We start from the raw sequence: 12,986 nt of genomic DNA on the forward strand, positions 1-12,986 counted from the left end.
CACTTCGGTGGATGCGGGCTCTTACTTGGGAGAAGCCACTGCCGAGCCACGCAGCGGCGCCTGCTGCCTTCTCTCTTCCAAGGACCCGTGATGCGCAACACGCTCTACCTGTCGATCATCCTCGCCCTGTCTCCCTGCAGCGTGCCGCTGGCGGTCGCGGCCACTGCCGATGGCCTGGAGGCCCGCGTTTCGGCGCCGATCGCGGCGCAGCCGTTGGCACGTGCACTGGAGCAGTTGTCGCGCAGTTCCGGAGTGCAGTTCCTGTACTCGGCCGGCGGTGATGCGCGCATGGCCGGTGCGGTGCCGCGCGGTGCTACCGTCAAGCAGGCGCTGGACGCACTGCTGGCCGGGACCGGCCTGGGCTACACCGTGGTGGATGGCAACGTCATCGCCATCGATCCGGCGCCCGTAAGCAACGCGCCGAAGCCGGCCGCGCCGAAGCCGCGCGAGGCAGAGGCGGTGGTGGCGCCAACCCTGGACACCGTCAAGGTGATTGCCGCGCACGAGGTGATCGACCAGAAGAAGTCGTCGCCAGTGATCAAGGATTCGGTGGTCTACGACGAGATGGACAGCTACGGCGACGAGACCCTGGCCGAGAGCCTGATGGCCGCTCCAGGTCTGAGTGCGGTGGAGGATGCCGGCGAGCCACGTTACGTGACCGTGCGCGGGGTACAGGCCAACCTCAACTACACCACCATCGATGGCATCGCAATTGCCAGCGTGGGAGGCAGTGGCTCCGGCGAGCGAATGAACAACCTGCAGCTGATTCCCAGCGACATCGGCACCCGTACCGACATCTACAAGAGCTTCAGTGCGGAGCAGGCACCGGATGCGATCGGCGGCGTGATCGACATCATCAGCCGCAGTGCTTTCGACCGGTCCGGCAAGTACGTGTTTGCCGATGTGGCGGGCATCTATTCCACCGCCGAGACCAACGTCGAGCGCAGCGCAGGCGGCAACCACGAGACTCTGGGCCACTTCGGCAAGAGCGCCAAGGTGGTGTTCTCCAACCAGTTCGGCGCCGACCAGGAGTTCGGCATCGTTGCGGTGGCACGCTACGAGCAGCGTTCACGCAACAGCGTCAAGCGCTGGGTGGAGTCGAACTACTACTACAACGACGCTGGCAAATACCTCGCCGACGGTACCACCGGTCCGGACGAGGCCAAGGGCTGGAACGGGCTGCGTGCGCCTGGCAACTTCAGCACCGGCACCTATACCAACTTCATCACCAACTTCGGTGGCTCCGCCAAGCTTGAGTGGAAGCCCTCGGATGATCCGTTCTACGCATCGCTGCTGCTGTACTCGTACCGGTTCTACGAGAACTCGACGATGAACAAGACCGATCTGTACGGCAATGCCAAGTTCCCGATCCGCAACCAGACCGAGGACAGCGGCACCACCCAGATCAACAGCATCTACATCAAGAACCGTCACGACCGCTGGGACCGCAGCAACCGTGGTGCCATCGCCAGTTTCAACTGGGACATGGGCGACCGTTCGCGGCTGACCCTGCGTGGCGGCCATACCGAAGAGACCTTCCACAACAACCAGGTCTACTGGGGTGTGCGCGCCTACCCAAGCAATCTGTTCGTCGACTACGAGAACGACAGCCACGGGTTCCCCAACGCGGTGGCGGTTTCCGATTCCAGCCTGCTGACCAGCTCCGCGTTCAAGCTCAATCCGGCGCAGGCCTATGTCTCCCCGCGCGATGCCAAGGAGAGCATCGACAACCTGCGCGCGGATTTCAGCTACAACATCGACGCCGATGCGCGTGGCTTCGGCCTGGCCACCGGCGCCGAGTACCGCCATCTGAAGATCTGGCAGGACATCGACTTCGACTACTTCAAGAGCAATGCCACGCTCAACGATTACCTGTATCCGGGTTCGACGCTGCTGGGCAGCGTGCCGGGCTTCCCGCTGATCGACAACCGCAAGTGGAACGAGGAACTGCTGCCGAAACTGGGCAACAACAATGCGGCGTATCCGAATGCCAACTTCACCAGCGACTACAAGTATGTGGAGGACATCACCAATGCCTATGTATCCGCGCACTACGCCTGGGACCGGCTGCTGCTGATCGGCGGCCTGCGCTACGACCACACCCGCTTCGATGCCTACAGCCCGTTCAGCGATGATGGCGGCACTACCTATACCTCCGCCTTCCGCAATACGAGCGGTGGCTACAACAACCTGCTGCCTTCATTGAATGCGACGTTCAAGCTGAGCGAGGACCAGCGCCTGCGCTTCTCCGCCAGCCGCACGCTGGGCCGGCCGACGCCGAGCAACATCGCCCAGGCCACCAGTACCAGTTGTGGCGATGACGAGGAGGGCAGGGGCTTCTGCAGCATCAAGCAGGGCAATGCCGATCTGCAGCCGCGACGTTCCACCAACATCGACCTGGCGTGGGACCTGTACTTCAACGGAAACAACGGCCTGGTCTCGGTGGCGCTGTTCGACAAGGTGATCAAGGACGACATCTACACCCTGACCACCTTCGAGAACGTGGGCGATACCCGCTATCGGGTGACCCAGCCGATGAACACCGATGAGTCCACGCTGCGCGGTGTCGAGTTCGCGGTGGCCAACCGCAACCTGCAGTGGGGACGCCAGCGCTTCGACATGTACTTCAACGCTACACGGCTGGAAGGCCAGACCAACTACCGTATCAGCGATGGCACCGAGCGCCGCCTGGATCGCCTGCTGTACCAGCCGGACTGGTCGCTCAACGGTTCGGTGATCTGGCGCATGCCCTGGAAAAGCGCACAGCTGCGCCTGTCCGGCACCTACCGCAGCCGGATGCTGGTCGACTTCGGTGACACCGAATGGCTGGATTCGTACTACGACCCGTACATGACCTTCAACATGGCCTTCAGCCACAAGGTCAGCAGGCACGTGACGCTGAAGTACGAAGCCAAGAACCTGTTCAACACCCAGCCGACCTACAGCACCGGCCCGAACGGGCGCTTCCGTACCGAGATCGACGACTACGGCCGCTTCTTCTACTTCCACATCATCTACAACTGAGGGCACAGCCGTGGAGACGATCAATCGCAGGCGATTCCTGGCCCTGGCCGGCCTGTCCGCTGCCGGTGCCTGGATGGGCACGGCGCACGCGCTGGCCGCGCAGGCCGATGCCACCGCGCTGAACCCGCGCAACCTGCTGGCCAAGCCGCGCTTTGCCAGCACACCCTTCACCCTGGGCGTGGCCTCGGGTGATCCCTCGGCCGATGGCGTGGTGCTGTGGACGCGCCTGGCGACCGAACCGCTGGTGTTCGGCGGTGGCATGCCGACCCGGCCGATGGCGGTCGAGTGGCAACTGGCAGCAGACGATGGCATGCGCAAGGTGGTGCGCCAGGGTTCGGCAATGGCGCATCCCGAACTCGGCCACGCCGTGCACGTGGAGCTGGACGGGTTGGCGCCCGGACGGCCCTACTGGTACCGCTTCACCGTAGGCGGCCACGCCAGTGCGGTCGGTTGTACCCGCACGCTGCCCGCAGCCACGGCCGCAGTGGATCGTGTGCGTTTTGCGGTGGCCGGTTGCCAGCACTACGAAGAAGGCCACTACACCGCGTGGCGGCGCATCGCCGAGGAACCGCTGGATTTCGTCTTCCACTACGGTGATTACATCTACGAAGGCGAAAGCCAGCCGGGCCTGCGGAAGATGAACGGCCAGCCGTTCACCAACCTGCGCAACCACGTCGGCCCGCAGATCTACACGCTGGATGATTACCGCCGCCGCTACGCCCAGTACAAGAGCGATCCCGACCTGCAGGCCGCGCATGCGGCGGCACCGTGGTTCGTCACTTTTGACGACCATGAAGTGGACAACAACTGGGCTGGTGCCGAAGACCAGGATGACACGCCCAGCGAAGTGTTCCTGCTGCGTCGCGCACAGGCGTTCCAGGCCTACTATGAGAACATGCCACTGCGCCGCTCGGCATTCCCGCGCGATGGCCACATGCAGATGTACCGGCGCGCACGTTACGGCACGCTGATGGACCTGCACCTGCTCGACACCCGCCAGTACCGCAGCAAGCAGGTGAACATGGCGTTGCGTGAGGAGGTGGAATCGCCAGAGCGCAGCATTGTGGGGGCGAAGCAGGAGCGCTGGCTGTTCGACGGCCTGGCCGATGCTGCACCACGCTGGCACACGATTGCCCACCAGGTGGCGCTGGGCAACTACATGCGCGAGAAGGACGGCGTGGTGCAATCGTCCGACGACCAGTGGTCAGGCTATCTGGACAGCCGCCGGCGCCTGCTTGACCACATCCAGAAGGTGGGCTTCGGCAACGTAGTGACTGCCTGCGGCGACGCGCATCGCCACTATGCGAGTGATCTGGTGCAGGACCACCGTGACTCGGGCGTGATCTCCAGCGAGTTCCTCGCCACGTCGATCACTTCCGGCGCCGATGGCCAGGGTGTGGACGCGTATGCCAGCAACCAGATTGCGCACAGCCCTTATCTGAAAGCGACCACCGACAAGCGTGGCTACGTGCTGTGCGATGTCACCCGCGATGCGTGGATCGGCGATATGAAGACGCTGGATACCGTGATGCAGTCGAATGGCGCGGTGCAGAGCTGGAAGCGCTACGCGGTGGAGCACGGCCGGCCGGGGCTGCAGGAGGCCTGATCCTACCGGTCTGGCCTGTAGAGCCGAGCCCATGCTCGGCTGCTTTTCCGGTCAGTTATCGAAGAGCAGCCGAGCATGGGCTTGGCTCTACAGAGATCCTTCAATCGTGCTCGAACCGCAATGGCTCGCTGCCCATCGCCGGATCACTGGTGCCGGGGCGCCCATCCTCGGCGCGGCCGGCCAGGCGCAGGGCACTGTCGCCCGCACCGACGAGCAGGTCGTACCAGCCTGCGGTGGGCGTTGCGTCCCACGCCAACGCGGTCTCTGCATGTGCGGGCAGCACCAGCGTCTGCTCGGGCATATGCCCGGCATAGGCGCCCGGCTGCACACGCACCTGCTGCGCGCTGTCACCCAGATTGCGCAGGCGGAGCCGCAGTTGGCCATCCGCACGATCGGTTGAAGCCTGCACGGCAGGACCCGTGGCCGCTCCCTGGAAGTGGCGGTGGAAGCCGTTCGGGCCCAGCAGCCACAGGTCATAGCGACCCTGGGCGTCCAGCGGCCAGCGCTCGCGCAGCGGCATGCCCGGCAGCAGCGTGTAGCGGCGTGGCACCGCATCCAGCCGCAGCCGGTCGTAAACATGCAGCACTGCTGCTGCGCCTTCGCAGGACAGCGCCAGATCCACACCCGAGGCGTCGACAGCGGCAATCGATGCCTGCGGCCGGTAGGGCAGGGCACGCGCCGGGCGCACGCCGCTTTCCTGTTTCGCCGGCTTCAGTCCCTCGGGCAACGCGGGCACGGTGCGTCCTGGCAGGGCGGCGGCGCGCGCGGCCACCGCGCTCACGTCCGGCAGGCCGCGTACGAACGGGCGGGTATCGCGCTGGGCGAAGTCGAACGCGTTGCTCAGGTCGCCGCAGACCGCGCGGCGCCACGGCGAGATGTCCGGTGCGGCCACACCGAAGCGACGTTCGATCAACCGTATGACCGAGGTGTGGTCGTACACCTGCGAATCGACCCAGCCACCGCGGCTCCACGGCGAGATCACATACAGCGGCACGCGCGGACCCAGCCCATATGGGCGGCCACGCAGTTCGGCGAGGTCGTACTTCTCGTCGCCCGGTGCCGGATGGCGGTGGTACTCGCCCTCGGTACTGACCGAAGACGCACCGGCCCAGCCGGTGCCCAGCGGTGAAGGCGGTGCCGGTGGCGGCATGTGGTCGAAGAAGCCGTCGTTCTCGTCGAACATCAGCAACAGCGCGGTGCGGCTCCACACCTCTGGATCGGCGGTCAGCGCGTCCAGCACGCGCGCGGTATAGGCCGCGCCCTGGGCGGGGCTGGAGGGGCCGGGATGCTCGCTGCCCGCCGCGTCGGCGATGATGAAGCTGACCTGCGGCAGGCGCCCACCGATCACGTCCTGGCGCAGCTGCGCCAGGCCACGGGTGCTGACGCCGCGTGCGCGCAACTGCGGGTCATGCCCCGGCGCGGCGCGATGGGCTTGGCGGAATACCTCGAAACCGGCCAGCGGGTTGTCGGTGAAGTTGTCGGCCATGTCCTGGTAGATCTGCCAGGACACGCCGGCGTTCTGCAGGCGCTCGACATGGCTGGTCCAGCGGTACGACGCCGGGTACCCGCCCTGTTCGGGGAAATTGTCGTGCGAGTTGGCGATCACCGGTCCACCAGCACGCGCGTGTGCATCATTGTGGCCGGTCCACAGGAACACCCGGTTCGGGTTGGTGCCGGCCTGCATCGCGCAGTGATAGGCGTCGCAGATGGTGAAGGTGTCGGCCAGCGCGAACTGGAACGGCAGGTCGCTGCGCTGGAAGTAGCCCATCGAGTGGTTCTGCTTGGCCTTCGGCCATTGCCCCATGCGCCCGTGGTCCCAGGCACGCTGTGCGTCCGGCCAGGTGTGCGGTGTGCCTTCCACCCGCATGTAGCCGAAGTGCGCGGCGGTATCCAGCGGGAACGGCGCGATCGCGCGCGCGCCGCTCGCGTCGGGCTGCAGCCACAGGCTGCGGGTGCGGCCGCCGGCCTGCAGTGCCGGCGCCGGGGCCACGAAGCGATCGCCGAATCCACGTACCCCCGGCAGCGTGCCGAAGTAGTGATCGAACGAACGGTTCTCCTGCATGAACACCACGATGTGCTGCAGGTCTTCCAGACTGCGGGTCTGCGCCGCAGGCGCGATCGCTGCGGCCCGGGCGATGCTGGGCAGCAGCGGGGAAAGGCCGGCGGCAACGCCGGCCTGCAACAACCGGCGTCGGCCGATATCGGTCACGGGCTCACTCACAGGTCCACACGGAAGGAGATGCCGACGGTGCGCGGGGCGCCGATGAAGGCGTTGTCGCGGCCGTCCACCCCTGCAAGATACCGCTTGTCGGTGAGATTGCTCACCACCAGGTTGGCACCCATGCCCTTCAGGCGCGGCGACAGCCCCTGCAGGTCGAAGCCGATGTTGGCGTTGAACACGGTGGCCGAGGGCAGCTTGTTGACGTTGGCGGCGTCGAGGTAGCGCGTGCCCAGGTAACGGCCGGACAGGCCGAAGTTCCAGTTCTCGCCCTGCCAGTCCGCCGACAGCACCAGGGTCTGTTCGGGCTGGCCGATCACCTTGGCGCCATCGACGATGCCCAGCTGGGTATCGCGCGCGGCATCGCCGCTGCCCAGGTACTTGGAGCGGTTGTAGGTATAGGCGGCGTTGAGGCGCCAGCCGTTGTCCCAACCGTAGCCGAACGCCGCTTCCAGGCCGTTGCTTTCCACGCCGCCGAAGTTCTCGTAGACACCGTCGGTCTCGCCGAGATAGTCGATGCCGCTGACGAAACCTGCCGGAAGGTAGACGATGCGGTTGTCGAACTTGATGTTGTACAGGGTCACCGAGGCGGTCAGCGGCCAGCGGCTGATGCGCATGCCCACTTCGATGTTGTCGGCGGTCTCCGGTTCGACGTTGCGGAAGCGCTGCGGGTCGGTCTCGCCGAGCACGCCGGAGGGAATGGCGGCGAAGTTCTGCGAGAAGCCGGCGAACAGCTCCATGCCTTCCACGCCCGGCGCCCAGGTGAAACCGGTCGACAGCAACGGGTCGGACTTGGAATCGGAGGTCACGTGTTCGCTGGCACCGATCACGCGGCGACGCGACTGGTCGACGAAGAACTGCTTCACGCCCAGGCGTGCACTGAACGGCCCGAAGCGCGCCACGTCCTCCACGTAGTACATCTGCTCGTCGACCTTGTACTTGTCTTCGAACTGAACCCAGTACGGCTGGTGGTCGAAGTCGATGCTCTGGCCGACGTTGAGCAGGCGGTGCCAGTCGCGGCGCGCCGAACGGTCCAGCTTCTCCACCCACAGGCCGCCGCGGATCGTGTTGTCGACCGCGCCGAAGGTCTGCCGCCATTCGACGTCGGCGGTCACGCCCATGCGATCGTTGTCGTAGTGGGTGTGGCGATACGACTGCGCGCCCAGCACGTTGCCGGCGTAGCAGTTCGGATCGTACTCGGCGGTGAAGCCCAACCGTGGCGTGCAGTTGGCCAGCCGCTGTGCCGCGCTGCCATCAGGATTGACGAAGAAGATCTGGCCGCGGTTGCTGCCGCCGTACACGGTCTTGCCACCGAGGTACTCCGACTCGGGGCGGCCCGCACCATCATCGCTGACCTGCGCCAGGTACGGTGGCAGCCAGTCACCGCGGCCCTGCATGCGATGCCCATAGGCGGCCACCGACGCTTTGAAACCATTGCCGCCGTCAAAGGCCGCACGCAGGTAGCCGAAGGTGTTCTCGCGCAGGGCGCGTGAACCGGAGCGGTAGTTCTGGTCCAGGTAGGGAATGCCGGTGAGGGTGCCGACCAGGTTGTCGCGCTCCGGGTTGGTTGCGAAGCCCGTCGGCGAAACGCTGGTGTATTCGGGCTCGTCGGCGTCGTTGTAGGACAGGTAGCCGGTCAGCGTCCAGCGGTCCAGTTCGGTGATGAACTTGCCGGCGATGTGGTCGTTGCTGGCGTGGCCGGTGCCGTCGATCCAGTCGTGCACCTTCGACGAGGAGGCACTGACCCAGGCGCGGGTGTGGCCGCCGAGCAGGCCGGTGTCGTAGCGCACGTAGTACTTGCGTGCCTCGTTGTCACCGGCACCGACCACGAAGCGCAGGCGGCTGTCCTGCAGCGGATCGCTGGTGAGGAAGTTGAGCGTGCCGCCCAGCGCCTCGTTCGAGCGCGAGGAGATATCGGCGGTGCCCTGGCTCACTTCCACCGTCTCCAGATCAAGGGTGTCGATGTAGCGGTTGGCCAGCGATCCACCGCCGTAGCCCGAACCACCGTTCGGCAGGCCGTCGATGGTGGTGCCGATCTGCTGCGTATCGCGGTTGGTGACGAAGCCGCGCATGCTGATCTGCGTGCCCCACACCGACGAACCGGTGGCATCGGCCTCGCTGACCACCACGCCCGGCACTTCATTGAGCGCATCGTTGACGCTGCTCATCACCGTCTGCCGGTTCAGTGTTTCTGCGCGCACCGACGTCTTGGCGTAGCTGGTGGCCTGGCCGATCACCTGCACCTGGTCGAGGGTGCGGGCATCGCTGCTGCGCGCTTCGGCCGTCTCGCCCTGCGGTGCTTCGGCCAGGGCGTCCAGTGCGGGGGCGATCAGCAGGGCAAGCAGCGAAACACGGGGAAAGCGCGCAATCGTTCGCATCGATACCGGACCTTGAAGGGAGAGAAGCCCCCGAGTGTCGGCAGCACCAATGACATCGACATGACGTGGCGATGCAGGAACCGTGTTGTGTGACGGCCGGCACCTGCTGCCTGCTTCAGTACCGCGCGTCCTTGGGTTTCGGGTCGCGCGGCCAGTCCTTGCCCTTGTTGGCGAAGTCCGGCCGCGGCTGGTTGATGAAATAGCCGGCGATGTCCACCGCGTCCTGGTCGGGCATCACCTGCTGTCCCAGTGGCGGCTCGCGGGTCACCGCCGGCGGCATGTTGTGCTTGACGAAGCCGGCGGCCTTGTACAAGCGTGCCATGCCGGCGCCGATGTTGAAGCTGTGGTCACCCCATAGCGGCGGGAAGGCGATGTCACCGCTGGCGTCGCGCCGTCCTTCGCCGCTGTCGCCATGGCACGCGGCGCACTGCACGGCGTACAGTGCCTGGCCACGGATCGGGTCCGGAGTCAGCGTGCTGTCGATCGGCCCCTCACTGGGGGCGGCCACTTTTGCACCCTCTGGCACAGGACTGCTCAACCACGCCATGTAATCGAGCATCGCGCGCATCTGCGGCGCGTCCTTCGGCAGCGGTTTGCCGTTCATCGAACGCTGCAGGCAGCCGTTGATGCGCTCGGTCAGCCCGATCACCTTGCCCGGGCGCGGCATGTAGCGCGGATAGGCGCCGCCGCCGGTATTGAAGTAGTGATTGCCGAACGGCCGCTTGCCTTCGGCCATGTGGCACGAGTTGCAGTTCAGATCGTTGCCGACATTGTCGGGCAGCAGCCGTGCGGTCTCGTTGAGGATGCGGCGGCCGAGCATCACCGATTCGGCATTGCCGAGCCCGGCGATCTCCTCGGCGCTGGGCGCGCGGTAGTGGCCGACCACCTTGCCCTGCGCATCGAGGATATCGATCGTGCTGGCCACAGCGGCATCCAGGTCCGGATACAGATGACGGTAGGCGAGGGCACCGGCGCCCGCCAGCGCCACGAGGGTGATCGCACTGCCGATCAGCAGGCGGGAACGCGTGCGCGAACGCTTCATTGTGCGGTCTCCTGCGGAACGTAGTGCACGGGCTTGTCGCGCACCACCCGGCGCATGCGCGCCACGTCGACCTCGCTCACTGCGCTGGCCTGGTTGCCCCAGCTGCTGCGGATGAAGGTCAGGATCTGTGCCAGCTGCGCGTTCGGCAGCTGCTCGAAGCCTGGCATGGTGAAGGCCATGCGGTCATGCGGGGTATGCGGCGTGCGGCCGCCGATCAAGGTCACCTGCACCAGCGAACTGGGGTCATCGGCGAACACGATCGAGTTGCCGGCCAGCGCCGGATAGACGCGGGGCATGCCGCGCCCGTCGGCACGGTGGCAGGCCTGGCAGTGCTCCGCATAGGCCAGCGAACCGGCAACACGGTAGTCGCCGCTGCGCAGTGCGGCGGTGGTGGTGTCGGTACCGGGGGACCACTGCGCACTGCGGCCCTCACGCGCCGGCAGCTGTTTCAGGTAGCGGGCCATGGCCAGCAGGTCGGCGTCGGACAGGTACTGCGTGCTGTGCTCGACCACATCGGCCATGCCACCGAAGGCCGCCGATCGATCGGTGCGACCGGTGCGCAGGAAGTCGACGATCTCGCCCTCGCTCCAGCTGGCCAGGCCGGTCGATTCGTTGCGCAGGTTCTTCGCGTACCAGCCTTCCAGCACCGAACCGGACAGGAACTGGCGGCTGCCATCGTCGGCCAACGCCTTTTCCTGGAACGCCAGGCCGCGTGGCGTGTGGCAGGCACCGCAATGGGCCAGGCCTTCCACCAGTTCGGCACCACGCTGCTGGCCGGCATCCAGCGACGGATCCGGGCTGAAGCTGCGCGGGCGTGCGAACAGCAGCTGCCACCAGGCCAGTGGCCAGCGCATGTTGGCCGGCCACGGGATCGTGCTGTCGGCGTTGTCCTGCTTCACCGGTTGCACCGAGCCCATGAAGTAGGCGTACAGCGCCTTGATTTCGGCATCGCTGGCGATCACGTACGAGGCGTACGGCATTGCCGGATACAACGGCTGCCCATCGTGACGGATGCCGCGACGTACCGCGCGCTCGAAGTCGGCGTAGTCGTAGGCGCCAATGCCGGTGTCCGGATCGGGCGTGATGTTGGTCGAGTAGATCGTGCCCATCGGCGTCTGCATGCCGAGGCCACCGGCGAACGGCTTGCCGCCGGGCGCGGTGTGGCAGGCCGCGCAGTCGGCCGCGCGCGACAGGTACTGTCCCTGCGTGATCAGCGCCGGATCGTGGATGTCGACCTGCGCCGTCTGTCGCGGTGCGAACCAGTAGGGCGTGGTGCGGGCGATGCCGTAGGCGGCGGCCAGCGTGGCGGCCAGGGCAATGGCGAGCTTGAACGAGGTGCGCATGGCGGCACTGTGGGGAATCCCGCGCGCGCGTTCATTGATCCGGATCAATGACTGAACGGATACAGCTTTTACACCAAGCTGAATCGTTCCTGCGTTGTCATCAAGCCGTCATCCACGCGCGATAGATGGCCCACGCGCGCGTCGCTAACCTGCCACGCTGTCGCACCTTTTCCCCGATTGCCCATGAAGCGCCTGCTGCTGTTGTTGCTGGCGTGCGCCGGCCTGTGGCTGGCTGCATGCTCGCCCTCGATCAATGCCTCGTCCACCTCGCTCGCCGATCGGCTGATCGCGCCGGGTGGCGTATCGACCCTGCTCGATCGTCCGCGCATTGCCGCAGCCATTGCCGAACTGCCCAATCGCCACGGCTTCGCGCCGGGCCGCGATGGCGTGCCGATCTTCTGGCGTGTGTTCGATCCTGGCGATTACGGCGCGCGTTACCACTACCTGCCGCAGCGCCACGAGAACGGCCTGCCGCTGGATACCGGGCTGAGCCTGGCGGTACCGCAGCCGTTCCGTGCGCAGGCGCCGCGCGGCACCGTGGTGCTGCTGCACGGCTGGATGATGAACGGTGATTCGATGTTGCCGTGGTCGCTGCAGCTGGCCGAATCCGGCTACCGCGTGGTCACGCTCGACCTGCGCAATCATGGCCAGTCCGGTGCGGGGCCGTCGGGCTATGGCACCTATGAATCCGACGATGTGGTCGATGTGATCAACGAACTGCGTGCACGCGGCGAAGTGACCGGCCCGCTGTATCTGTTCGGCGTGTCGTATGGCGCGGCCACCGCTGTGTTCACCGCCGACAAGCTGGGGGACCAGGTGGAAGGCGTGGTGGCGATGGAATCGTTCGCCAACGCCGGCGTGGCCATCCGCACGATGATTCCGCACCTGATGGGGCTGCAGCCGGAAGGCCTGAAGGCGCAGGCGGTCGCCTCCTACGCGCGCTGGCGCTATGGCGGCCAGGACATCAACCAGGTGATCGCCGCCGCCAGCCGCCGCATCGACGTCGATCTGGACCGTGTGGACGTGGCCCGCGCGCTGGCCGATACCCGCGCCTGCGTGCTGTTGCTGCACGGGCAGGGCGACCAGCACATTCCGGTCAGCCAGGGCCGCGAGTTGGCCCTGGCCAACCCACGCGCGCACTACATCGAGATGCGCGGCGAGGACCACATCACCCTGCCGCTGCGGCTGGACCTGCTGGCTGGCGTGGTCGACGACTGGATGGCGCGCGACGAGCACCACCCGAAGAGCGCCTGCCCGGCACCGCAACTGCCGGCCCAGGCCGAGTGGCTGACGCGTAGCTGAGAAAAGGGGACGGAGGGGATCAAGTCGTTTCCCGCACACCAAGGCAGGAAACGACTTGATCCCCTCCGTCCCC

General features: G+C 66.2%; 7 protein-coding genes. 3 read left to right on the top strand and 4 right to left on the bottom strand.

Annotated features, from left to right (window positions below; all coding sequences use genetic code 11):
- Positions 1 to 90: 90 nt before the first annotated feature.
- Both AC5QAH_RS10485 and AC5QAH_RS10490 read left to right on the top strand, forming a co-directional pair.
- Entirely contained in the window at positions 91 to 3,024 is a 2,934-nt protein-coding gene (locus AC5QAH_RS10485; protein ID WP_241874941.1) for a TonB-dependent receptor, read from the top strand.
- 10 nt (positions 3,025 to 3,034) lie between these two features.
- Positions 3,035 to 4,630: an alkaline phosphatase D family protein gene (locus tag AC5QAH_RS10490; protein WP_495232328.1), complete on the top strand. Its 1,596-nt coding sequence runs from the start codon at positions 3,035 to 3,037 to the stop codon at positions 4,628 to 4,630.
- Positions 4,631 to 4,730: 100 nt separating this feature from the next.
- On the opposite strand, the gene AC5QAH_RS10495 is transcribed toward AC5QAH_RS10490, so the two are convergent.
- The 4 genes from AC5QAH_RS10495 to AC5QAH_RS10510 all read right to left on the bottom strand — a co-directional run bounded on the left by AC5QAH_RS10495 (position 4,731) and on the right by AC5QAH_RS10510 (position 11,611).
- Positions 4,731 to 6,839, bottom strand: a complete 2,109-nt coding sequence (locus AC5QAH_RS10495) for a phosphocholine-specific phospholipase C (protein ID WP_495232329.1) — start codon at positions 6,837 to 6,839, stop codon at positions 4,731 to 4,733.
- Between the two features lie 8 nt (positions 6,840 to 6,847).
- Entirely contained in the window at positions 6,848 to 9,226 is a 2,379-nt protein-coding gene (locus AC5QAH_RS10500; protein ID WP_049412659.1) for a TonB-dependent receptor domain-containing protein, read from the bottom strand.
- A gap of 115 nt (positions 9,227 to 9,341) precedes the next feature.
- Entirely contained in the window at positions 9,342 to 10,268 is a 927-nt protein-coding gene (locus AC5QAH_RS10505; protein ID WP_049455345.1) for a c-type cytochrome, read from the bottom strand.
- The gene (locus AC5QAH_RS10510; protein ID WP_019338297.1) at positions 10,265 to 11,611 is read right to left on the bottom strand and encodes a c-type cytochrome; all 1,347 of its coding nucleotides are present in this window, start codon (positions 11,609 to 11,611) and stop codon (positions 10,265 to 10,267) included. The genes AC5QAH_RS10505 and AC5QAH_RS10510 overlap by 4 nt, the downstream gene beginning before the upstream one ends.
- Before the next feature lie 183 nt (positions 11,612 to 11,794).
- Here AC5QAH_RS10510 and AC5QAH_RS10515 point away from each other — a divergent pair, with 183 nt between their 5' ends.
- Positions 11,795 to 12,913 (top strand): alpha/beta hydrolase, encoded by a 1,119-nt coding sequence (locus AC5QAH_RS10515; protein ID WP_071305417.1) that lies wholly within the window; start codon positions 11,795 to 11,797, stop codon positions 12,911 to 12,913.
- The last annotated feature ends 73 nt before the right edge of the window (positions 12,914 to 12,986 follow it).

The organism is Stenotrophomonas sp. YJH_SMC_43 (genome assembly GCF_059372535.1).

Coding starts and splice junctions, on each gene's coding strand:
- AC5QAH_RS10510 (WP_019338297.1), bottom strand. CDS start 11,611: ATGCGCACCTCGTTCAAGCTCGCCATTGCCCTGGCCGCCACGCTGGCC.
- AC5QAH_RS10500 (WP_049412659.1), bottom strand. CDS start 9,226: ATGCGAACGATTGCGCGCTTTCCCCGTGTTTCGCTGCTTGCCCTGCTG.
- AC5QAH_RS10485 (WP_241874941.1), top strand. CDS start 91: ATGCGCAACACGCTCTACCTGTCGATCATCCTCGCCCTGTCTCCCTGC.
- AC5QAH_RS10505 (WP_049455345.1), bottom strand. CDS start 10,268: ATGAAGCGTTCGCGCACGCGTTCCCGCCTGCTGATCGGCAGTGCGATC.
- AC5QAH_RS10515 (WP_071305417.1), top strand. CDS start 11,795: ATGAAGCGCCTGCTGCTGTTGTTGCTGGCGTGCGCCGGCCTGTGGCTG.